The organism is Phytobacter sp. SCO41, from assembly GCF_003073275.1.
Taxonomy (GTDB): domain Bacteria; phylum Pseudomonadota; class Gammaproteobacteria; order Enterobacterales; family Enterobacteriaceae; genus Phytobacter; species Phytobacter diazotrophicus.
This window is the reverse complement of sequence record NZ_CP027225.1, coordinates 4863684-4884987: the sequence shown is the minus strand read 5'-3', so window position 1 is coordinate 4884987 and position 21304 is coordinate 4863684. Positions and strand designations below refer to the sequence as shown.

Below are 21304 nucleotides of genomic sequence, written 5' to 3'. Positions count from 1 at the left end.
GCGGGTAAGCGCAGCACCACCCGCCGTTTTTTTAGTGATGTGAAGAGGTCTTCACGCCGCCTTCCGGTACCGGGACATACGGGGTTTCTTTGTCGGTACGCACGGTGTTGTTACGCACGTTCAACCAGGTTTTGATGCCGTAGAAGATGATGCTGTACACGACCACCAGGAACAGAATACTCAGACCTGCGTTGGTGTAGTTATTCACCACGATATGGTTCATGTTGGCAATCTGCTGTGCGGTCAGATCAGAGCCACCGGCAGCAATCTTCTCTTTGTACTGGTTAGCCATGTACAGGAAGCCTTCCAGTTGCGGGTTGGCGCTGAACAGTTTCAGACCCAGCGCCCAGGTAGTGCACAGCAGCAGCCACAGCGCAGGAACCACGGTGACCCAGATGTATTTGGTGCGCTGCATTTTCACCAGCACCACCGTACCCAGCATCAGCGCGACAGCCGCCAGCATCTGGTTAGAGATACCGAACAACGGCCACAGACTTTTCACGCCGCCCAGCGGGTCAACCACACCCTGATACAGCAGGTAGCCCCACAGCCCAACGCAACCTGCGGTACCGATAATACCGGCGACCAGTGAGTCGGTTTTCTTGAGGAACGGCACGAAGTTACCCAGCAGATCCTGCAGCATAAAGCGGCCAGCACGGGTACCGGCGTCCAGCGCAGTCAGGATGAACAGTGCTTCAAACAGGATACCGAAGTGGTACCAGAAGCCCATGTCCGCCATCGGCATGATTTTGTGGAACACGTGGGCGATACCCACAGCCAGCGTCGGTGCGCCGCCTGCGCGGTTCAGTACGGACGGTTCGCCGATATCTTTAGCCGTTTGCAGAATCTGCTCAGGGGAGATAACAAAGCCCCAGGAGCTTACCGTTGCCGCCGCGTGCGCGGTGACATCTTTCAACTGCGCCAGAATCATCGGTGCGTTGTCGCCGCCCAGCTCATGCAGGTTCGGCATTGTGATGCCAAGGCCAGCAGGCGGGGTGTTCATTGCAAAGTAGAGACCCGGTTCAATGATGGATGCCGCAACCAGCGCCATCACCGCAACGAAGGACTCCATCAGCATGGCGCCGTAACCGATAAAACGCGCGTCGGTTTCATTCGCCAGCAGTTTCGGCGTGGTACCGGAAGCGATCAGCGCATGGAAGCCAGAGACCGCGCCACAGGCGATGGTGATAAACAGGAACGGGAACAGCGCACCTTTCCACAGCGGGCCGGTACCGTCGATGTACTGCGTGACCGCAGGCATTTTCAGTTCCGGGTTGAGGATAACAATACCCAGCGCCAGACCCACGATAACGCCGATTTTCAGGAAAGTTGCCAGATAGTCACGCGGTGCGAGGATCAGCCATACCGGCAGTAGCGCAGAGATGAAGGCATAACCAATCAGCGCGAAGGTGATGGTGGTGTCTTTGAAGGTCAGCGCCGGGCCCCAGTACGGGTCGTGGGCGATGATGCCGCCGAAGTAGATGGAGGCCACCAGCAGCACGATACCAATGACCGACACTTCACCCACGCGGCCTGGGCGCAGGAATCGCATGTAGATACCCATGAACAGGGCAATCGGTACAGTGGAGCAAACGGTGAACACGCCCCACGGGCTTTCTGCGAGGGCTTTTACCACGATCAGCGCCAGCACGGCGAGGATGATGATCATGATTAAGAAGCAGCCAAACAGGGCGATAGTCCCTGGCACGCGGCCCATCTCTTCTTTCACCATCTCACCCAGAGAGGCGCCGTTACGGCGTGAAGAGATAAACAGCACCATAAAGTCTTGCACCGCACCTGCCAGCACAACGCCTGCCAGCAGCCACAGGGTACCCGGCAGGTAGCCCATTTGCGCTGCCAGCACCGGGCCGACCAGCGGACCAGCGCCTGCGATAGCGGCAAAGTGGTGACCAAACAGGACGTAACGGTTGGTGGGTACGTAGTTCAGGCCATCATTATTAATAACAGCCGGGGTAGAACGTGTCGGATCGAGCTTCATCACCTTTTGCGCGATGTACAAGCTGTAGTAGCGATACGCCACGAGGTAAACAGAAACGGAAGCGACCACGATCCACAGCGCACTGACGTGCTCACCGCGTCGTAAAGCAATGACGGATAAGCAGAAGGCGCCGAGGATGCCGAGGAGCACCCAGGGTATATGTTTGAATAGCTTTTTAGTATCCATGTCAGACCTGATTATCAAGAAAAATGAAATCGGAGTTGATGTGTTAAAAGACGGCCTTGCTGGTGACGATCATGGCAAATTACAAGCGTAAAAAGGGCGCGATCTGATTGAGTGGTATGAATAGCGGGGTAAGCGGTCAGCTAAGCGGATAAGCGGTTTTATACGGCGCTAAGCGGCTGAAAATATGTGATAAGGATCACGTGGAGCCGCGGGCTCGCAGGCGTTGATAAAAAGGGCCTGCGAGCAAACGGTCAGATCACGATATAGCAGTAGGGAGTATTTTCGATAGGGGCCAACAGTACGTGCTTCTCTCTGCTTTTGGTCTGGTAATATTTATCCTGGAGGTAATTATCAATCAGTGCGTCTAACCGCTCAGCGTCAATGGTTCGCGTAATACCTAAGGTCCAGAAGCTGCGCAGATCGATCTCAGAACGCCTTATTTTTGCTGATTTTTCAAGGTCGAGGATCATATTTCTGACGCAACTGGTGGGGTCAATATTTTGCTTTATTTCCAGAGCGATGTAGCTATCCACCGTCCAGCCTTTTTTCCTCAGCAAGAAGTCAGTGCGCAGTGAATCGCGCTGCGGATTCATGCGTTTGTCGCACTCCAGGCTGATCTCGCGCCACCATTCATGGTCGGTGGAAGCCAGCAGGTTAGCGAACTCAATTTGCATCCAGATTTCCCAGCCAGAGATATGGTACTGGTCGATTATATTCAATTTTTGCTGGATATCCTGGCGAGTGAAAAACAAATGTAACAGAGTTGATAAATGATCAAAATCGCGGTTAATCACTTTTAAGTCCTTGAGTTAAAAGAGCTAACCTATTAAAGCAGTGAGTCGCTTAAGGGGGAAGATTATTCTTAATGTCGTCGGGGATTTTCCATATTTCTGGTTGTTTAACTGAAATTTTTAGCGAAACGTATTATTCCATGCTCGTTTATTTCCTTTATATCGACGTTTTAGACTAAATACTGTGGATGCTTACTGTTTTCTCGACGTTCGTCTTTAGACAAATGCTCAATACGATCCACCATAAAGTTTTCTCTGGTCAAGCCGAAAAACTGTTACCTGGCTAATGGAAGATAGAAAACATGTTGAATCGTATGAAACTTGTCACCAGTTTACTTTTTGTACTGGGACTTTTTGGTCTTTTGCAGCTCACATCTGGCGGCTTATTCTTTAACGCACTTAAGCACGACAAAGAAAACTTCACTGTGTTGCAGACTATTCGTCAGCAGCAATCCACGCTCAACGCCAGTTGGGTGGCGCTTTTGCAGACGCGTAACACGCTCAACCGCGCCGGGATCCGTTACATGATGGATCAGAACCAGATTGGTAGCGGTGCAACGGTGAACGATCTGATGCAGATCGCCAGCAGCTCGTTAAAACAGGCGGAAACGCACTGGAAAGAGTATCAAGCTTTACCTCGCGATCCGCGCCAGAACGAGGCTGCGGCAGCGGAAATCAATCGTACTTATGATATTTACCACAATGCGCTGGCTGAGCTGATTCAGTTGCTGGGCGCAGGCAAAATCAACGAGTTCTTTGATCAGCCGACGCAGGGCTATCAGGACGCCTTTGAGAAGCCGTACCTTGACTACTTGCAGCAAAACGACCGTCTGTATGCTATCGCGGTCGAAGAGAGTAACGGCTCTTACTCCACTGCCGTATGGATAATTATTAGTGTCCTGTTGGTCGTACTGGTGGTGATTGTCGCTGTATGGCTGGGCATTAAGCGTGGTGTTATCGGTCCGATGAATCATCTGATTGAAAACATCCGCCATATTGCCGGTGGCGATCTGGAACAGACTATCGATGTGCACGGTAGCAACGAAATGGGCCAACTGGCCTCCAGCCTTCGTCATATGCAGGCTGAGCTGGTGCGTACCGTAGGCGATGTTCGTAACGGTGCCGATGCCATTTACAGCGGCGCAAGCGAAATCTCTGCAGGTAACAACGATCTCTCTTCCCGTACTGAACAGCAGGCTGCTTCGCTGGAAGAGACTGCCGCCAGTATGGAAGAACTGACCGCAACGGTGAAACAGAACGCCGAAAACGCCCGTCAGGCCAGTCATCTGGCGAAAAGCGCATCCGATACCGCGCAGAAAGGCGGTAAAGTGGTGGATAACGTTGTGCAGACAATGCGTGACATTACCGCCAGTTCGCAGAAAATTGCCGATATTATCAGCGTGATCGATGGCATTGCTTTCCAGACCAACATTCTGGCGCTGAACGCCGCGGTAGAAGCCGCACGTGCTGGCGAGCAGGGGCGTGGCTTTGCGGTGGTTGCTGGGGAGGTTCGTAACCTGGCCCAGCGCAGTGCGCAGGCGGCGCGTGAAATCAAGAGTCTGATTGAAGACTCTGTCGGTCGTGTTGAGCTGGGCTCTACGCTGGTGGAAAGCGCCGGTGAAACGATGGACGAGATTGTCAGTGCGGTAACCCGCGTCACCGACATCATGGGCGAAATCGCCTCTGCCTCCGATGAGCAGAGCCGTGGTATCGATCAGGTGGGTCTGGCTGTAGCAGAAATGGACCGTGTGACCCAGCAGAACGCCTCACTGGTAGAAGAATCTGCCGCTGCGGCTGCCGCGCTGGAAGAACAGGCCAGCCGTCTGACGCAGGCGGTTGCCGTGTTCCGTACCCGTCGCGTATCCCGCGAAGCACCGGTTGCGGCATCCACGCTGAAAACCCCATCTGCAAGCCCAATGCCGCGTAAAGCGGCGGTTGGCGACGAAAACTGGGAAACCTTCTGATAAACCTCGCGCCCTGCTGACGCGGGGCGCACTTTATCTTTTTTCATCGTGCTATCCTTGGTTTTTCCGCCCGGAGGAGCACTATGAATCTGACCGCCGTTTCTGCCCTTCACTACAGTAGCGAGCAGCTTTCTGCTTTTTTAGGGGAGTGCTTTGAAGGCTACCGTATTCCCATCTCGCTTACCCCTGAGCGTTTTGCGCTGCGTTTCGGCGCAGAAGATATTAGTCTGACCGACTCTTGTGTCTGGTGGGAAGGCGAAAAGCTTGTGGCTATTGCCCTTATCACCCGGCGTACCGAATCCGCGCGGCTGGCCGCCTTTGCCCTGCGCCCGGCATACAGGGGGAATGGGGTAAGTAAGCGGCTGTTGGTGCCCTTAATTGACAGGTTGAAGGCAAAGGGCGTTCAGCAGATATGGCTGGAGGTGCTTGCAGACAACCAGGCGGGGATCGGTCTGTATCGGTCAGTGGGTTTTGAGCAACAGCGGGTGCTGCGGGGCTATCAGGGCAATACGTTTACCGCTATTCCAGAGAACCTGTTGCGGGAGTGCAATCCTCTTGAGCTGCTCTGGCGCTCCGTGGCTGAGGTAAAGAACACGCTACCCTGGCAGCTTGATCCTCTTTGCGTCATTACCCTTCCTTGCCGGGCTTTTGAGTATCGTAAGCATGCGTATGCGGCCATTTCAACGCTGATGGATGCTCCGCAACTGCGCTTTCTTTATGTCGAGCCGGAGTACCGCCACAAAGGTTTTGCCCGTGAGATGCTGATCACCCTCAATCATCACTTCCCTGGATTAACGACCAGTGTGGCGGTGCCGGAATCCTTCACCCCGCTGTTTTCCTCAGCGGGGTATTGCACGATGAACATCAGTCAAATTGAAATGCGGGCGATGTTGTAATCGCCCGTTTGTTCGTTAGTTTTGCTTCGGATCGCTGATCGGTTGGCGAACCAGCACCACATAAGCAATGGCGCCCAATACTGTCACGCAGCCGCAGATAATCAGCGCCAGACGGAATGACTGGGTCGTATCGACGATAAACCCGGTGACGATCGGTGCAAATGAGGCGCAGATAAAGCTCGCGAAGTTCTGGATACTGCCTACTGAGGCGGTCATTCTTGATGCCACTGCGACGTGGATCAATCCCCAGCATGATGTGCCCGCAAAGTGGATGCAGAACAGCGCCATGCCAATCAGCAAGACGGCGGCCATGGAGGTTGTGGCCTCCGGTACGACGAAAGTAAAAGCGGCGGAGCAGAGCATCCCGGTGATGATACTGATTTTGCGGCTTTTGATCGGCGCCATGCCGCGCTTTACCAGCCAGTCGGTGACGTAACCGTTGGTCAGCATCCCGGCGGCGCCAAACAGGAAGGGGATCGCGGCCATCATGCCGGTACTTTTCAAATCGAGATTGTAAGAGGTTTGCAGATAGCCAGGCAGCCAGGCAAGGTAGAGCCAGGCGGTGTAGTTGATACCGCTAAAGCCAAGCATCATGCCCCACATGGTTCGGTTACGAAACAGGCTGCGCCATTCTGCGAAACTCAGCGGATCGCGTCGGGCATTGACACTACCGGCATTCAGATAGGCCTGTTCAACCCCGGTTAGCTGCAAATCTTCGCGGTTGCGATAGAGCATATACCAGCCAATAGCGAGAAAAATCCCCAGTACACCAATCACGATAAACATGCCGCGCCAGCCGATCATTAGCATCATTGCAGCAAGAATGGGCGGGCTAATGGCGACGCCAATGGTCGATGCGGCGTTAAAGAAGCCCATCGGGCGGCCACGCTCTTTAATGTTGAACCAGTCGTTGATGACTTTGACGCCGCACGGATTCATTGGCGCTTCACCCAGTCCCATGCCGATACGTACCAGTACGAATTGAGTAAAACTGTGCACCATGCCGGAAAGCGCCTGGAAGAGCGACCAGAAAAACATGCCTAAGCCGAGCATGATACGCGGACCTTTGCGGTCAAGCAGAGGGCCACACGGGAGCTGTCCGATACCATAAGCCAGTGAAAAGACGGAAAGCAGGGCGCCAATTTCGGTTGCACTTAGCCCTAACTCCTGGCGAATGGTTAAATTCGCGACCGATAATGAGCTTCTGTCGAGATAATTGATAACCGCAGCAAAAAATAATAAAAGCATCGCTGTGGTTTGGATTCGCTTAATTCGGGCGCTACGTTTTAATAAGCCATCTGGCGGAACAGGAATATCCGCTTCGGTTGTTTTATCAAACGTTGTCCGTGGGTCGAGGGTAATATCGTTTTTTTCCACGCCTGACTCCAAAATGTTACTTATCTCTCTTCGCGCTTTATCAGTGAAGGAGAAAATATCAATCCCGATGCCAGATTAATAAATCTGACACCACTCACTTACATCCAGTTAATTCAGTCGACTTAATCAAAGGATAGGAGCGGTGTTATTTTTAGTGCTTTGCCTTTTAGCAGAAGCGTGCTCCCGATTGAAATTTGCTGTTTTTAATTGGTACTTAATAGTGAGCGGCAAGGGATTGCTGAATAGAACGGATCATGGATTCTTTAGCGGTATGCAGATGGTTGCGCAACGCACATGTGGCATCAAGATCGCTGCGGCAAAGCAGGGCGCTGAGGATGGTCATATGTTCATCAATGGCGATGATATTGCGCTGCTTCAGGTCACTTTCATCCCACTGATAATGAAAATGGAAGATAACGGATATGATTTCAAGTGATTGATTAAAAAAGATATTATCGGCAGCGGAAAGCAATAACGCGTGAAAATCCCGATCCAGTTGCGAAAACATGCGAAAGCTATCGCCGATACTATCGCGCAGCATACGGTGGCGTTCGAGCAGCGTTTTAGCACTCAGCCAGCGAGGGTCATCTGCGGGCAGATTCAGGAAATGCTGCAGGGCATGGGTTTCCAGCATCTCCCGCAGTTCAAAAAGCTGTTCGGCGTAGCGCTGGTCGAACTGTTTCATGCTCCATTGGCCGCGTTTTTCATTCTCAATGAGATTATAACGGCCAAATTTGAGCAAATATTCCCGTACCACCACCGGGCTGACACCTGCCGCACGCGCCAGTTGTAGCTCGGAAAAAGATTCGCCTGCGCGCAGCTGCCGCTGGTTAATCATGGTGAAGAATGCTTGCTCAAAGAGACGATTCTGCTCGGCCAGCGGCGCGCTGATGCAGTTGAAGCCATCGTCCTGCGTCGGTTTGCGGATAATGCACCAGGCGCCTTCGGACTTGACCAGAACCCCGCACTCACACAGATGCGACAGCAGGTGCCGTACGGTTGTGCGGCTGATGTTATACATTTCTGCCAGCGCGTTTTGCGTGGGCAGCGGGGATGGAATATGACCACGCGCCATATCATCAATCACCTGGTTAATTACGTTATGGCGTAAGTTTTGCGAACGGCTCATCGTGTCTCCTGTTTTTTATTATTAAAAACCTATTTAAAACATTTTTATGGGCTGAGTTTCACAATTCAGCACGCCGGTTTCGTTTTGTTTCTGCTTTTCCCTGATATCTGGAGCAACAAGAAATACGGGAGAATGAATAATGACCACAATGAATACACTGGTATGCCAGGAACCAAAAGTAATGATTTGGAAAAAACGTGAAATTCCAATGCCTGGCGATAATGAAGCGTTAATAAAAATAAAAACAGTAGGGATATGTGGAACGGATATTCATGCCTGGGCAGGTAATCAGCCTTTTTTTAGTTATCCACGTGTTTTAGGCCACGAAATATGTGGCGAGATTGTTGGTCTGGGGAAAAATATAAACCATTTACATAATGGTCAGCAGGTTGCGGTTATTCCTTACGTTGCCTGTCGTAAATGCCCGGCCTGCCGTAGTGGGCGCACCAACTGCTGTGAGAACATCTCGGTGATCGGTGTGCATCAGGATGGCGGCTTTAGCGAGTTCCTGAGCGTGCCGGTGGCAAACCTGCTGGTGGCCGAGGGCATCGACCCGGAAGCCGCCGCATTGATTGAACCTTATGCGATCAGTGCCCATGCGGTGCGCCGTGCCGCGATCCAGCCAGGGGAACAGGTGCTGGTTGTGGGGGCGGGGCCAATCGGGCTGGGGGCGGCGGCTATTGCCAACGCCGATGGCGCGCAGGTGCTGGTTGCCGACACCAGCGCGGCCCGCCGTGCACATGTCGAAAAACATCTGGATCTGGTGACCCTCGATCCTTCCTCAGCAGATTTTGAAGCCCTTTTGCGCGCCGCCTTTGGCGGTTCGCTAGCGCAAAAAGTCATTGATGCAACGGGTAATCAGCAGGCGATGAATAACACGGTGAACCTGATTCGCCACGGCGGCAGCATCACCTTTGTGGGGCTATTTAAAGGGGATTTGCAGTTTTCCGATCCGGAATTCCACAAAAAAGAGACCACCATGATGGGTAGCCGTAACGCGACGGAGGAGGATTTTGCCAAAGTCGGGCGTTTGATGGCGGAAGGCAAGATCACCGCACAAATGATGCTGACACACCGCTATGCGTTTCACGCGCTGGCAGAAATCTACGAACAGCAGGTGATTAACAACCGCGAATTGATCAAAGGGGTTATTCATTTCTGAGTGCCTTTCGGCACTCAGGTGTTGTGGCTTGAGGCAGAGGCTGTCGCGGGGTATTCATCCGCCAGCGGAGGATAGGTTGCAAAGACAGGCAGCAATAACGATTGCTATTCAGCGCCCAGGGTATTTCGGGCGCATTTTTTTATCCTGCGGATTCAACGACTTTGATTTCCACCATCCCGATACCGAGTTTACGTGGAGAGTGGCCGAGAATATTCCCCTCATTGGTCGACTCGGGTTCCGGCGGCACAATTACCAGCGTATTGCTGCGTGTCGGGTTGTTGAAACGTAACGTGGTGGTGGAAACATCGTTGCCCAGCATCAGCGTTTGTTCCTCATCGCCTACTCTTACCGGAATAGGGCGGTTGGCGTTTGCACCATAGGCTTTTGCGGTGATCACCAGGTCAAAGGATGCTGGCAACGGGTCATTAAATTCAATTTCGACTTCGTTGCCGAGCTGCGCATTCGACCAGCGTCCCCAGCTTTCCGGGCGAGAAATACCGCTGAATTTTTTCACTTCCTCAGGCGCGCCTGCGACGTTGAAGACAAAGCTGTCGGCTTTGTAGCGGATGTCGTCATCGACAATTTTGAGCATATCCACATTTTGCTTGTAACGGTCGGTGCTGATGACGGTGTCTTTGAAGGCGGTTTTGCCTTTCCACTGATCTTTGTCGACCGCCTGGACTTTCTGTTCACCGCCAAGCTGCCCTTGCGATACACACCAGTCGGTGGAAAGCACCAGTTCCGGCGCCCACAGGCGGGCCATCTTGTAGCATTGATCAACCCAGACAAAGTTATCGCGGGGGGCGAAATCGGCGAGCTGGAAACGCAGCGGCGCAGAGTATTCGCTTTCCGGGATAGGTTCGATGCGTTTTGATGACACGCGTACCAGTAGTGGAAGGCGGAAATTACTGCCGGAGAAGGCGATCATCTTTTTATCGCGATCGATAGTGAAGTCTTTCATCTGTTTTGGGAAATTCCACAGACGAATGATATCGGGCTTCCAGGCGACGATTTTCTCTTTCATATTCAGGAACTCGCCGGAAAGCGACTGCCCGGACAGGCTGCTGCGCCCAAGGCCGAGGTAGTTATCGCCACCGAGAATGTCCAGCACCGTAGCGCCGTTATCCATGGTGCTGCGTTTCACGGCCAGCGTGTCCTGCTGTGGCTCATCGCCACGCAGAACGAAAAACAGGTTCTTACGATCCTCTTTGTTCAGGTATTTCCAGGCGGTGTTGTTCATGGCCAGATGATCGGAAGAGACCACAATGACCGTATCTTTAAACCAGGGCGAGGCTTTGATTTTGTTAATCAGCGCGGCAATATGCTGTTGGCTACAGGTTACGGCGCTAAACGACTGGTTTGGTTTACCGTCATAGCTATAGCTTTTACGGCTACAGGTTCGGGAGATAAAACCGTCCGGGTGGTGGGTATCGACAGTTAACGCAAACAATGAGAAACGTTGCCCGGAACGGGATAGCGCCTCGTACTTTTTCCACACTTCATCCAGCACGGTGTCGTCGTAAAAGCCCCAGTCATTGCGGTATTTAGGATCGCTTACTTCGCCTTTTAACTCTTCTGCGCCGACTAAATAGTCAAAGCCATGTGATTTAAGAAACACATCTTTACCGGCAAAGCGCAGGTTTGCGCCCTGAACAAAATAGTTCTGGTAGCCGGAGTTTTTCAGGATATCGCCAAGGCAGGTGTTCTGCGGGAAAAAGCTGGAAACGGACGCAGATGCGTTACCTTCAAACGGCGCAAACAGGGGGATACCGCACTGAGAGGCGACCATTCCGGCAATGGTGTAATCCGTACCGGGCAGTTGTTCCGTTTGCGAGAAATCCAGACCTTCTTCTTTTAATGCGCCCAGTTCAGGCGCCAGGCCGGGAAACGCCTCATCATCGAAATAGGTGCGTTCCAGACTCTCGCCGTAGATATAGACCAGGTTCAGCTTTGGATTGGGGATCTTTTTCGCCGGTTCGCGATAATATTCTGCGAAATCAGGATCGCCTTCACGAGACTGCGATTTTACGAGTTCAGTAATCTGATGAAATGCCGGGCTGGCGTCTACGGAGGCCAGTGCCATCAGCAGTGCCAGCAGGCTGTAACCGAAGTGATAAGGGCGGTGGCGCCGACGGCGTAGTATCCAGGCCAGCGCGCCAAAAACCGCCGTCAGGGCGAGAACCAGAACTGCGCCGGGCAGCAGATATTTGCGCACCCCCGCGCCCGTGAGGCTATTGGTCAGGGTGTAGATAACCGCATCATTGATCCCATCGCCTGTGAAGTAGTTACTGGCGTAGAGGGTGATGTTTAGCAGGACAAAGAAACCCAACACCAGCAATATTGCAGTGAACCACCAGGTATTACGGCCCGCTTTAGAGGCGTAAATCGCCACGGACGCGAGAAATAGAACAATAGAAAGTAACTCGGACAACCGTCATTCCTCTACGACACCAGCATCCTGCTGGCATAAATCCTTTGGGGATACAATTTAATTGCGATGTAACATAGCTGCAATTGTAGTGTCATCTTTATACAGATTTATTCGGAATTGGTTTAGAAAGATTTAAGTATGACCGCTGTCGCTTTCTTTATGGAGAGGGAAGGTACGCAGGTAAAAGGCAGGCGCCGCGTCTGGGCCCGTGGGGCGACAAACGCGACGTTTTTTAACTCAGGAGAGGAAGTTTACGCCCTGTTTCAGGACAATGTCACAGGCTTTGGTTTTCACTTTCTCCGCCAGCGGCGTGCTGCCAATATTGTTCAGATTGAGCTGCTCGCCGTTTTTGGTGTTTAACATTCCCTGCAGGCCTTCAAGATAGTTAGTGTCTTTCTGCTGTTCTGTCTGGGAATTCAGGCCAAGCTTATCCAGCACCTGATTTTTAATGTTATCCGTGTTAGTCAGTGAGGCGAGCTTATGTTTGGCACAGTAAGACATTACGCCTGCTGCATTATTCATGGTGCTTGAGCTGAGTGACTGGTTGCCACCGTTGAGCAGGCCCGTCAGTGAAGACAGGGACATACCACCTTGTTGCTGACCGCCAGAACCGCTCTGCTGGCTAAGCTGGCTGGCTGCGCTGGAAAGACTGTCCTGCCAGGAAGAGGCATAACTGGCGTGAGTGAAAAACGCGCCGCCGGCGAAGGCGACGCAGAGAAGGTGTTTAGCAAAGGACATGGCGTAATCCTGGGGTGGCCTGAAAGCGCACATTATACACCTGCCCGCGTCCGGATTAAGGAGTGGAAAACTCTCAATACTCTTTGCCGGTGACGCGGCTACGGTAGCTGTCCCAGTTAAAGATGACCCACAAACTGTTGCCCAGGCGCATCCTGTCCATGACACGCTCGCCCAATAGCTTGTTCATCTCTTCCAGATTGCTGTTGGTGAGCATACCTGTCGGGCGTTTTGAGGAAGATCGACGATCGACAATCTGATTAATGATCACTTTTTCGTAGCGTGATTCGGTTTGCATGCCGATCTCATCGATAACCAGCAGATCCACGCTGCTCAGATCGTTAAGCAGTTGTTCTTCGCTGTTATCACGGTTACCAAATGTCTCTTTCATGGCGGACATGATGTCAGCGACAGTGATAATCAACACGGATTTGCCGTGCAGTAGCAGTTCATTGCAGATAGCGGCCGCGAGGTGGTTTTTACCGGTACCCGGTTTGCCGGAGAAGATAAAGCTGGCAATATTTCCATCGAACTCAGCCACATACTGCCGCGCCTGGCTCAGTGCGCGCATCTGGCCTTCGCATTCCACTTTGTAATTATCGAAAGAGCAGTTCTGGTGAAGCGGACGGATACCTGAGCGATTAAACGTGCGCTGCATTTTCATCGCCCGATTTTCGCGGGCAATCGCGGCGGCGCGGATCTTACCCTGTTCCTTCTGCCAGGCCATAAGTTCCTCGCCGTTTTTAAACGCGGGCTGAGTATTGGCTGGCATCATCCGTTGCAGACGTTTCATCAGTTCAGCGACGTTTTTCATCGTTATCCTCTAAAACCTGGTGGAATTTGGCTGTCAGGCTGGGAAATCGCGTTAATGTCGCGTTTCACCGTGCCGCCCTGATTGGCGCGATTTATCTGGAGGCTTCGCGCCAGTTTTTGCTGCCATTGCACATGGTGGAACACTTTCCCTTCGGCTTGCCAGTAGGCAATAAACGCCGCCAGCTCTTCCGGCGCAACGGGGTGGGCAAGGGCGATGCCCCATAGCGCCGCAAGGCGTTGAAAATCCGCATCCGGTTGCCAGCCCGCATACATGGCAAATTTCCCCATAGGAACATTTACCGGTGCGGCGGCTGGCTCTTCATAGAACTGGTTATCCAGCGTGATATCACTGGCCGGACGCGCCAGACGTGACTCCAGCGCCAGCAATTCTGCCAGACGTTCGGGGGTAATGGCGTAAAACGCAGGGCTGTTATTGGCAAAAACAGCGACCGCGCCCCCTTCCGTTCGCGCCAGAACGCTTTCGTGATCGCGCATAAAATCATCAATGCCGATAACTGTAGAAGTCAGAATTCTGGAAGACATAGCGCGTTCTCAAACAGGGCAATAACAGAAAGACATTCTGCGAAGATTTTCGCAGACATAATGACACATAGTAACACAGTGGAGGCGTGGGGGAGCAGAGACGAAAAAGCCGGGTTGCCCCGGCTGTGTGTTTTCCCAATGGTGCTGGCTGCCGGATCTTTGGCTAATGCCCGTCCGGCTTAGTATTACGCGATGATGTTTAACGTAACATCGACGTTGCCACGAGTGGCGTTAGAATAAGGGCAGACAATATGGGCGGCATCGACCAGTTTCTTCGCCTCTGCGGCATCCATTCCTTCCAGGTGGATATTGAGTTTGACCTCAATCCCAAACCCGGTCGGTAGCGGACCGATACCCACTTCTGCTTCGATAAAGGCGTCTTTTGCAATTGCGATCTTGTCGCGACCAGAGACGAACTTCATCGCACCCAGGAAGCAGGCTGAATAACCTGCGGCAAACAGTTGCTCCGGGTTGGTGACTTCACCGCCTGCGCCACCCATCTCTTTCGGTAAACCCAGTTTGACGTCCAGTACGCCGTCAGAAGAGGTTGCGCGACCTTCACGGCCACCGGTGGCTTTGGCTTTGGCGGTATAAATCACTTTTTCTAAAGACATAACAGGTTCCTTTTCATAATTGTCGTTTACTATAAAATAGCACGCTATATATATGGTCGCATAAAACCGTCCACAGTCGGGCTTATGCTTGCTGAAACTGTTGGCGCAATACTTCGAGCTGCTGTTTTAGCTCCATCAGATGCTTGTGGTCACAATCGAACGAGCACATGACCGCATTCGGTATCGCTTTTGCCTGTTGTTGCAATTCCCGACCTGCCTCGCTCAGGGTAATGACGACCTGGCGTTCATCCTGGCGGGAACGTTGGCGAATAATAAACCCGGCGCTTTCCAGCCGCTTCAACAGCGGGGTAAGTGTTGCCGAATCCAGAAATAAGCGTTCACCAATCTCCGACACCGTGACGTCATCTTGTTCCCACAACACCAGCATCACCAGGTATTGCGGGTAGGTCAGATTCATCGGTGCCAGTAACTGCCGATACAGCTTATGCAGCGCCAGGTTTGTTGAGTACAACGCAAAACAAAACTGGTTATCTAACGCGAGCTGCGCATTCGCGGGTTCAGTTGATTTCGTTTTCATGTTTCTGAATATAGATAGTGCACGATTTAATTGCAAGTTATTTTTTTAGGGGCAGATATAACGCAGTACAACTTGTACCGCCATCCGGCGATAATGCTGACGTTGTTGCTGTTGATCTTCATCCGCTTCGAAGAGCATGGAGAATGAATAACTATTGGCAACGTAATGAAAACTAAAGCTACTGATCAGTCGATGCAGGTCGCGCGCGCAGACGCTTTGGTTGAATAACTGCTTTTGCTGACCACGACGCAAAATATCTTCCAGCAGCGTCAGGGCGCTGAGGTTGACATCCCGCAGCCAGGCCGATTGCTGAATGAAGCGGCCGCGTTGCATGTTCTCCATGCAGATGATGCGAATAAAATCGGGGTGGTCGGCGTGGTAATCGAAGCTACTTTCTACTAACTGTACCAGCGCCTCGACAGGCGGCAGGGTGGCGAGTTCGAGGGATTTTTCGTTGGCGCGAATAGCGGCATAAACATACTCGATAACCTGCAAATACAGGTTTTCTTTGGTTTTATAGTGGTACACCACCATGCGCTTTGTGGTGCCGGCTTTTTCAGCGATTTGCTCCATGCGGGCGCCATTGAGCCCATATTCCGCAAACAGTGTAATCGCGCTGAGGAAAATTTTGTCCTTCACTCGGGTATCGTCAAAACTGTCCGGTGAATAAATGCCATGGTGTTCCACATCCGCTCCTCGTCAGTCACAATCGGTTCGGGGGATTATCACCATGGCAAAGAAATAACTCAAATTTCACACGCGCGGACGTTTGCGGTAGATCCACAGGCCAGGGATAGACAGGCCGATTGAGAGCGCGCCGACAATCGACGACGCTTTGAGAAAATTGGTCAGCAAAAGAATCATCAGGTCTTCGTTATAACCGAGGTGACTGATCTTTACGGCGGAGATCATTGCGGTATAGGCTGATATCCCCGGAAACATGGGGATTACTGCGGCAACCGTAAAGACTTTTGGATGCGCGAGATACCAGCGTGACCAGTGAATCCCAATACTGCCGACCAACATCGAGGCGATAAATGTCGACCACTCGATGTTAAAGCCCCAGGAGACCATGGCGAAGCGCGTACCGTGACCAATTGCGCCGAGCAGAGCGCACCAGGGCAGGGCGCGGTGCGGAACGTTAAACACCATTGCAAAGCCTACGGCCGGAATGGCAGCCAGCAACATGTCTTGTATCAGATTAAGCAAAAACCAGATTACATCCATCCGCGCAGCCCCCACATGGTCATAGCCAAAACGACACCAATACAGGTAGCGAGTGTTAACAGGCTGGCGATAGCCCAGCGTGCGAGGCCAGTATTGATATGGCCTTTAAACATATCTGCGACGGAATTAATCAGCGGGAAGCCGGGGACCAGCAATAAGACACTTGCGGCCATAGCGACCGTAGGCGTATGCAGGAAAACCGGTAGCGTGAGCATAAGCCCGGAAATGGTGGTCGCCACGAATGCGGTGATGCAGAAATTGATTTGCGGGTGCATATGACGGTTCGCCAGCAGCAGTCGGACGTACATCGCCATACTGCTGGCGCAGAACGTAATAAACGCGCCATCCCAGCCGCCATTGTTAAGCCGACAAAAACAGGCGCAGGACAGGCCAACCATCACCGTGACCAGCCAGCGTGGGTAACGAAGGGGTTTTACCTGAGAAAAACGCTTTTCGACATCTTTGGCGTCCAGCAATTTATGTTCTGTCATGATGACAATATGCTGAACCTCAGTCACCACATGCATATTGATGCCGCGATCGCTGTTTTTTCGGGTCGATGTCAGGCACTGGCCATCTTTAATGGTGGTCAGCACAATGGCGTTTGATGAGATGGAGCTTTCGACGCTATCCATGCCCAGCGCCAGTCCGAGGCGCGTGGATAATTCATCTACCAGTGCGCTTTCCGCACCGTGTTGCAATAAAAAAAGGCCGCATTGGATACACAAACGTGTAATGGCGCGTTGTGATGACTGGTCTTCTTGCATGATAGCCCTGGTAATGTTGCACAAGGTCCACAAGGCGTGGCACGAAAAGGTAATTTTTAGCACAGGAGGCCCTGTGTATGGCGTGGTGATAGATCAAGATTCGCGCAATAAATCACAAAATGGTGCGGTTTTGCTGCTCACTGGCAGGATTGTGCACCGTTTTCAGAAAGGGGAAGGGAAACCTACGCCACGTGAGAGATAAAAAGATAGATTCATTTTTCTGGTGTATTTATTTTCAATAAATATATATTTTGTGATTAATTAATTTATGTTTCTCTTTTTATCTTCTACAGAGTACGTAGCAGGTATCATTATTGGCTTGTTAGATATATTGACACCCCATTAAGCTGTTTTTATAATCACTAATTGTTACAACCGAATATTGACAAACACTCTCGTCATATTTTCATTTTATATTTATTAATGGGTGGTATCCGCTGACACGGTGGTTGGCGTTATTAGTAAATATTCACATAACTTATTTTATAAGGCTCGCGAATGGATGCGGAGGTTACATGTTATCGAGAAGCTGTAAATATGGGATAGTTGTCAGTAAAATTCCCGTAATGACTGTTGGGCTGGGGGACATTCTGGAACGTCATTTCCCCGAATATGAATTAACTTTTTGCCGCTCTTTAGAAGAGATAACACTATTACAGTTACGCCGCGCCTCTCTGGTCATCGCAGATCTTTCTGGTGAGCAGCGTCAGATGCGCAATGCCTGTGAACAATATTATTCCCTTCTTTCTCAATACACTGATATCCATTGGATATTCTTTGTTTCACGTACGATTTATCCTATGGCCGTTGAATTACTGATGCGACCTTGTAGCACCTTACTTTCAGACAGAGAACCGGTGGACGGTGTTATTAATGCTATTCGCGCTGGTGATGAAAGTGCAGAAAGAATTAGCCAGACTTTATTATCAGCAGATTTCTTTGACGCAGATGAGGCTGTAAATAAGCTGGAGTCATTAACGCTTTCTGAGCGAAAGGTATTCCGTCTGTTGGGTAAAGGGTGGGGTATTAATCAAATTGCGATGCTACTTAAAAAAAGCAATAAAACAATTAGCGCGCAAAAAAACAGTGCCATGCGTCGGCTGTCATTACGGAGTAATGCGGAAATGTATGCATGGATTAATAGTGCGCAGGGGGCTAAAGAGCTGAATCTTGTGTCGGCGTATGGAGAGCAATCAGAATGGAAATCAGTGCCGGGAAAAAGCATGTTGCCGTCATCGAGAGATGCATGATGAGTGAGGCTGGCCTGCGCCATCTGTTCGCATCACCAGCCATGAAATCATATCACTTTCATTTTTTTAACAGTCACAAAGCATTTGTTGAAGCGCAGAAAAAGACGCCTTTCTTTTCAGTCATTTATTCGCTATCAAGTATGCGAGAGCTCCGACGGGAATGTCTGCTTTGCTTGCATGCGTTGTCACTGACAAACCCTGGCATCCAGCGGATCGTACTGGCGGATGACGATCGCGAAGCGCGCCTTGTCAGCCGTCTTTCTCCGTCACGATTGCATGGCGTTTTAAGTAAATCAGCTTCGTTACCCATTTTACTTGGGCATATTTGTACCCTGTTGGGGGAGACCCGCCGTGTCAATGAAAACGTGGTCAATCACTGGTATGTCAGCCAAAACCGCACGTTGAGTCCGACTGAGCGCGCCATTTTGCAATGTATGACGCGTGGTTTGTCGATGCCGGAGATAGCCGTACATCTGGAGCGCAACATTAAGACTATCCGGGCGCATAAATTTAACGCCATGGCTAAGTTAGGGGTGAATTCCGATGTGGGGCTGCTGAATGCGGCAGATATTTTAACCTGGGTTCCTGCCGCAGCAGCATTGAAAGGGGCTCAATCCTTAGCATAACCCGCTTACTCAGTGCCAGGTTCGCCTGGCACTGCCTTGATTACTCACAAACATCAATCCATTTTGCGTCTGTTAATTGCGCCATGCGCTCCGGGGAAATACGCACTGCGCTATGGATGGCACCCGCTGCCGGAAGTACTTCCTCGTAGTGTTTCAATGAAACATCACAATAAACAGCCAACGGGTTTTCCAGCCCGAACGGACAGACACCGCCAACCGGATGGCCGGTAAGGGTGACCACTTCATCACTACTGAGCATTCTCGCTTTCGCACCGAAGGTGGACTTCAGTTTTTTGTTGTCCAGGCGGGCATCGCCTTTTGCGACAACTAACACCACGTCGTTTTTGATTTTGAGAGATAACGTTTTGGCTATCTGACCGGGTTCAACATTATGGGCAGCGGCAGCCAGTGCGACGGTTGCGGTACTTTGGTTGAGCTCGATGATGTCAATATCGGGGGCGTGTTCGGCAAAAAATTGCCTGACAGACTGCAAACTCATTTTCTTCTCCTGAACATAACCTTCAATAATCTGTCACAACCCTGTGATCCCTGTAAATATCTTGTCAAAACAATCCCGTTACCACGCGTTTCACGATCACCTTCACAATCGTGGAAACCGGTTTCAGTAACCGGTTGCAGTGTTTTTCATCGGGGTTAATACTGATTTTGTCACTTCCTCTGTCCCGATAATCAATAAGAGCCGTCTATGAAACGTATCCTGCTTCGCTGTAATGCTGGTTCGTTAGCCAGCATGGTCTTAAACCCTACAAATGGATTGCTGCACGGCAGAACATTCGCTGTTGCGCTGAATTATATAGACTGACAGGAGAGCCGCTATGTCTGCCAACCATGCAGTGTTTAACGTGATTTTTCGCTTCATCGAAAACTACGTCAGCCCTATAGCCGGGCGGATTTCTTCCCAGCGTCATGTCATGGCCATCCGTGATGGTTTCATTTCGGCCATGCCGTTTATGATAGTCGGTTCTTTCCTGCTGGTCTTCGCCTATCCACCGTTTTCGCCTGACACGACGTGGGGTTTCGCCCGTGCGTGGCTCGATCTGGCAAAGCAGTATGAAGGGCGTATCCTGACGCCGTTCGACATGACAATGGGCATTATGTCTATCTACATCTGTGCGGCCATCGCCTATAACCTGGGCAAGCATTATGTGAAGTCGCATCAGCTCGATCCCTTTATGTGCGCCATGCTGTCGCTGATGGCCTTTCTACTGGTTGCGGCACCCAAAACCAACGGCACATTACCGGTAGATAGCCTGGGGGGAACCGGGATTTTTACCGCGATTCTGGTCGCCGTGTACTGTGTGGAGATGATGCGTTTCCTCAAGGCGCACAATATCGGCATCCGCTTGCCGGATCAGGTGCCGCCGATGATCAAAAACTCATTTGACCTGTTGATTCCGGTGCTGGTGGTTGTGTTGACGCTCTATCCGCTGAGTCTTCTTATTCAGTCACATTTCAATGTATTAATTCCGCAAGCCATTATGGCGCTCTTTAAGCCACTGGTGTCGGCTGCGGATTCACTGCCTGCGATTTTACTGGCGGTGCTAATCGGACATTTACTGTGGTTTGCCGGGATTCATGGAGCGGCGATTGTGTCTGGCATGCTGCAAATGTTCTGGCTGACTAACCTGGGGCTGAACCAGACGGCACTTGCGCAGGGGGCGCCGTTACCGCACATCTTTATGGAGGCCTTCTGGACATTCTTTATCGTTATTGGGGGCTCCGGTGCAACCATGGGGCTGGTGTTCTGCTATCTGCGCAGCCGCTCGGTGCATCTACGCTCCATTGGTCGTTTGAGTATTGTCCCCAGTATGTTCAATATTAACGAGCCGGTTATTTTCGGTACGCCGATTGTCATGAACCCGGTGTTCTTTATTCCTTTCCTTCTGGCGCCGTTAGTGAACGCCATTATTGCCTGGGCGGCGATGAAAATGGATCTGATTGGACGCGTGATTTCTGTCGTTCCGTGGACCGCTCCTGCACCTATTGGCGGGGCGTGGGCGCTGGGTTGGGATTTCCGTGCCGCCGTGCTTGTCGTTATCCTCGCGGTTATCTCCGCCATCATTTACTACCCATTCTTTAAAGTGTACGAGAAACAGTTACTGGAACAGGAAGCGGAAGAGGCGCAACGCGCAGAAGAAGGCCAGCAAGTGGCCTAAATAAAAGCATAAAGGCAACGAACGTTGCCTTTTTAGTATTTACGTTCTCTCCCTGTGGCAGAGAGCCGGGGTGAGAGCA

At 51.4% G+C, this 21304-nt stretch carries 20 protein-coding genes; 6 read left to right on the top strand and 14 right to left on the bottom strand.

Features of this window, described 5'->3' with window-relative positions; genetic code table 11:
* Window positions 1–31: 31 nt before the first annotated feature.
* Both C5523_RS23745 and C5523_RS23740 read right to left on the bottom strand, forming a co-directional pair.
* On the bottom strand, window positions 32–2185 hold the full coding sequence (locus tag C5523_RS23745) for a carbon starvation CstA family protein (protein WP_071193572.1): 2154 nt from the start codon (window positions 2183–2185) through the stop codon (window positions 32–34).
* Window positions 2186–2436: 251 nt separating this feature from the next.
* Window positions 2437–2979, bottom strand: coding sequence for a hypothetical protein (locus tag C5523_RS23740; RefSeq protein ID WP_108702077.1), 543 nt, complete (start codon window positions 2977–2979; stop codon window positions 2437–2439).
* A 299-nt stretch (window positions 2980–3278) separates the two neighbouring features.
* On the opposite strand from C5523_RS23740, the gene tsr reads away from it, so the two are divergent.
* Together tsr and C5523_RS23730 are read left to right on the top strand one after the other, a co-directional pair.
* Entirely contained in the window at window positions 3279–4940 is a 1662-nt protein-coding gene (tsr, locus tag C5523_RS23735; RefSeq protein WP_108702076.1) for a methyl-accepting chemotaxis protein, read from the top strand.
* An 83-nt stretch (window positions 4941–5023) separates the two neighbouring features.
* On the top strand, window positions 5024–5836 hold the full coding sequence (locus C5523_RS23730; protein WP_039078225.1) for a GNAT family N-acetyltransferase: 813 nt from the start codon (window positions 5024–5026) through the stop codon (window positions 5834–5836).
* Between the two features lie 15 nt (window positions 5837–5851).
* On the opposite strand, the gene C5523_RS23725 is transcribed toward C5523_RS23730, so the two are convergent.
* Together C5523_RS23725 and C5523_RS23720 are read right to left on the bottom strand one after the other, a co-directional pair.
* Complete coding sequence (locus C5523_RS23725) at window positions 5852–7213, bottom strand: MFS transporter (protein WP_039078226.1); 1362 nt, start codon at window positions 7211–7213, stop codon at window positions 5852–5854.
* Window positions 7214–7427: 214 nt separating this feature from the next.
* The gene (locus tag C5523_RS23720) at window positions 7428–8342 is read right to left on the bottom strand and encodes an FCD domain-containing protein (protein WP_039078227.1); all 915 of its coding nucleotides are present in this window, start codon (window positions 8340–8342) and stop codon (window positions 7428–7430) included.
* A 139-nt stretch (window positions 8343–8481) separates the two neighbouring features.
* Between C5523_RS23720 and C5523_RS23715 the strand changes: the two genes are divergently transcribed.
* On the top strand, window positions 8482–9504 hold the full coding sequence (locus C5523_RS23715) for a zinc-binding alcohol dehydrogenase family protein (protein WP_071193576.1): 1023 nt from the start codon (window positions 8482–8484) through the stop codon (window positions 9502–9504).
* A 139-nt stretch (window positions 9505–9643) separates the two neighbouring features.
* Here C5523_RS23715 and opgB read toward each other — a convergent pair whose 3' ends face one another.
* The 9 genes from opgB to C5523_RS23670 all read right to left on the bottom strand — a co-directional run bounded on the left by opgB (window position 9644) and on the right by C5523_RS23670 (window position 17172).
* The gene (gene opgB, locus C5523_RS23710; protein WP_108702075.1) at window positions 9644–11935 is read right to left on the bottom strand and encodes a phosphatidylglycerol--membrane-oligosaccharide glycerophosphotransferase; all 2292 of its coding nucleotides are present in this window, start codon (window positions 11933–11935) and stop codon (window positions 9644–9646) included.
* A 237-nt stretch (window positions 11936–12172) separates the two neighbouring features.
* Window positions 12173–12673, bottom strand: coding sequence for a DUF2501 domain-containing protein (locus tag C5523_RS23705; RefSeq protein ID WP_039078230.1), 501 nt, complete (start codon window positions 12671–12673; stop codon window positions 12173–12175).
* Between the two features lie 73 nt (window positions 12674–12746).
* Window positions 12747–13484 (bottom strand): DNA replication protein DnaC, encoded by a 738-nt coding sequence (gene dnaC, locus C5523_RS23700; protein WP_047371948.1) that lies wholly within the window; start codon window positions 13482–13484, stop codon window positions 12747–12749.
* Between the two features lie 2 nt (window positions 13485–13486).
* Entirely contained in the window at window positions 13487–14026 is a 540-nt protein-coding gene (gene dnaT, locus C5523_RS23695) for a primosomal protein DnaT (protein ID WP_071193578.1), read from the bottom strand.
* A 185-nt stretch (window positions 14027–14211) separates the two neighbouring features.
* The gene (locus tag C5523_RS23690; RefSeq protein WP_039078233.1) at window positions 14212–14640 is read right to left on the bottom strand and encodes an organic hydroperoxide resistance protein; all 429 of its coding nucleotides are present in this window, start codon (window positions 14638–14640) and stop codon (window positions 14212–14214) included.
* 82 nt (window positions 14641–14722) lie between these two features.
* Window positions 14723–15178: a MarR family winged helix-turn-helix transcriptional regulator gene (locus C5523_RS23685; protein WP_039078234.1), complete on the bottom strand. Its 456-nt coding sequence runs from the start codon at window positions 15176–15178 to the stop codon at window positions 14723–14725.
* Between the two features lie 45 nt (window positions 15179–15223).
* A complete protein-coding gene (locus C5523_RS23680; RefSeq protein ID WP_071193580.1) occupies window positions 15224–15865 on the bottom strand; it encodes a TetR family transcriptional regulator in 642 nt (213 codons plus the stop codon).
* A 66-nt stretch (window positions 15866–15931) separates the two neighbouring features.
* Window positions 15932–16405: a threonine/serine exporter gene (locus C5523_RS23675; RefSeq protein WP_039078235.1), complete on the bottom strand. Its 474-nt coding sequence runs from the start codon at window positions 16403–16405 to the stop codon at window positions 15932–15934.
* Window positions 16396–17172 (bottom strand): threonine/serine exporter ThrE family protein, encoded by a 777-nt coding sequence (locus tag C5523_RS23670; protein WP_039078236.1) that lies wholly within the window; start codon window positions 17170–17172, stop codon window positions 16396–16398. The genes C5523_RS23675 and C5523_RS23670 overlap by 10 nt, the downstream gene beginning before the upstream one ends.
* A gap of 515 nt (window positions 17173–17687) precedes the next feature.
* Here C5523_RS23670 and C5523_RS23660 point away from each other — a divergent pair.
* Together C5523_RS23660 and bglJ are read left to right on the top strand one after the other, a co-directional pair.
* On the top strand, window positions 17688–18422 hold the full coding sequence (locus C5523_RS23660) for a LuxR C-terminal-related transcriptional regulator (protein ID WP_039078238.1): 735 nt from the start codon (window positions 17688–17690) through the stop codon (window positions 18420–18422).
* Window positions 18422–19048: a DNA-binding transcriptional activator BglJ gene (gene bglJ / locus C5523_RS23655; RefSeq protein WP_039078239.1), complete on the top strand. Its 627-nt coding sequence runs from the start codon at window positions 18422–18424 to the stop codon at window positions 19046–19048. Before C5523_RS23660 ends, bglJ begins: the two co-directional genes overlap by 1 nt.
* Window positions 19049–19088: 40 nt before the next feature.
* Here the strand turns inward: bglJ and C5523_RS23650 are convergent, their stop codons facing one another.
* Window positions 19089–19547: a YbaK/EbsC family protein gene (locus C5523_RS23650; RefSeq protein ID WP_039078240.1), complete on the bottom strand. Its 459-nt coding sequence runs from the start codon at window positions 19545–19547 to the stop codon at window positions 19089–19091.
* 337 nt (window positions 19548–19884) lie between these two features.
* On the opposite strand from C5523_RS23650, the gene C5523_RS23645 reads away from it, so the two are divergent.
* Window positions 19885–21225 (top strand): PTS sugar transporter subunit IIC, encoded by a 1341-nt coding sequence (locus C5523_RS23645; protein WP_071193582.1) that lies wholly within the window; start codon window positions 19885–19887, stop codon window positions 21223–21225.
* Window positions 21226–21304: the final 79 nt, after the last annotated feature.

Bases quoted from the DNA above. Each gene is read 5' to 3' on its own strand.
- C5523_RS23685 (WP_039078234.1), bottom strand. From the start codon at position 15,178: ATGAAAACGAAATCAACTGAACCCGCGAATGCGCAGCTCGCGTTAGAT.
- C5523_RS23690 (WP_039078233.1), bottom strand. From the start codon at position 14,640: ATGTCTTTAGAAAAAGTGATTTATACCGCCAAAGCCAAAGCCACCGGT.
- C5523_RS23670 (WP_039078236.1), bottom strand. From the start codon at position 17,172: ATGCAAGAAGACCAGTCATCACAACGCGCCATTACACGTTTGTGTATC.
- C5523_RS23730 (WP_039078225.1), top strand. From the start codon at position 5,024: ATGAATCTGACCGCCGTTTCTGCCCTTCACTACAGTAGCGAGCAGCTT.
- C5523_RS23645 (WP_071193582.1), top strand. From the start codon at position 19,885: ATGTCTGCCAACCATGCAGTGTTTAACGTGATTTTTCGCTTCATCGAA.
- C5523_RS23715 (WP_071193576.1), top strand. From the start codon at position 8,482: ATGACCACAATGAATACACTGGTATGCCAGGAACCAAAAGTAATGATT.
- C5523_RS23745 (WP_071193572.1), bottom strand. From the start codon at position 2,185: ATGGATACTAAAAAGCTATTCAAACATATACCCTGGGTGCTCCTCGGC.
- C5523_RS23660 (WP_039078238.1), top strand. From the start codon at position 17,688: ATGTTATCGAGAAGCTGTAAATATGGGATAGTTGTCAGTAAAATTCCC.
- C5523_RS23675 (WP_039078235.1), bottom strand. From the start codon at position 16,405: ATGGATGTAATCTGGTTTTTGCTTAATCTGATACAAGACATGTTGCTG.
- dnaC (WP_047371948.1), bottom strand. From the start codon at position 13,484: ATGAAAAACGTCGCTGAACTGATGAAACGTCTGCAACGGATGATGCCA.
- C5523_RS23720 (WP_039078227.1), bottom strand. From the start codon at position 8,342: ATGAGCCGTTCGCAAAACTTACGCCATAACGTAATTAACCAGGTGATT.
- dnaT (WP_071193578.1), bottom strand. From the start codon at position 14,026: ATGTCTTCCAGAATTCTGACTTCTACAGTTATCGGCATTGATGATTTT.
- tsr (WP_108702076.1), top strand. From the start codon at position 3,279: ATGTTGAATCGTATGAAACTTGTCACCAGTTTACTTTTTGTACTGGGA.
- C5523_RS23650 (WP_039078240.1), bottom strand. From the start codon at position 19,547: ATGAGTTTGCAGTCTGTCAGGCAATTTTTTGCCGAACACGCCCCCGAT.
- bglJ (WP_039078239.1), top strand. From the start codon at position 18,422: ATGAGTGAGGCTGGCCTGCGCCATCTGTTCGCATCACCAGCCATGAAA.
- C5523_RS23705 (WP_039078230.1), bottom strand. From the start codon at position 12,673: ATGTCCTTTGCTAAACACCTTCTCTGCGTCGCCTTCGCCGGCGGCGCG.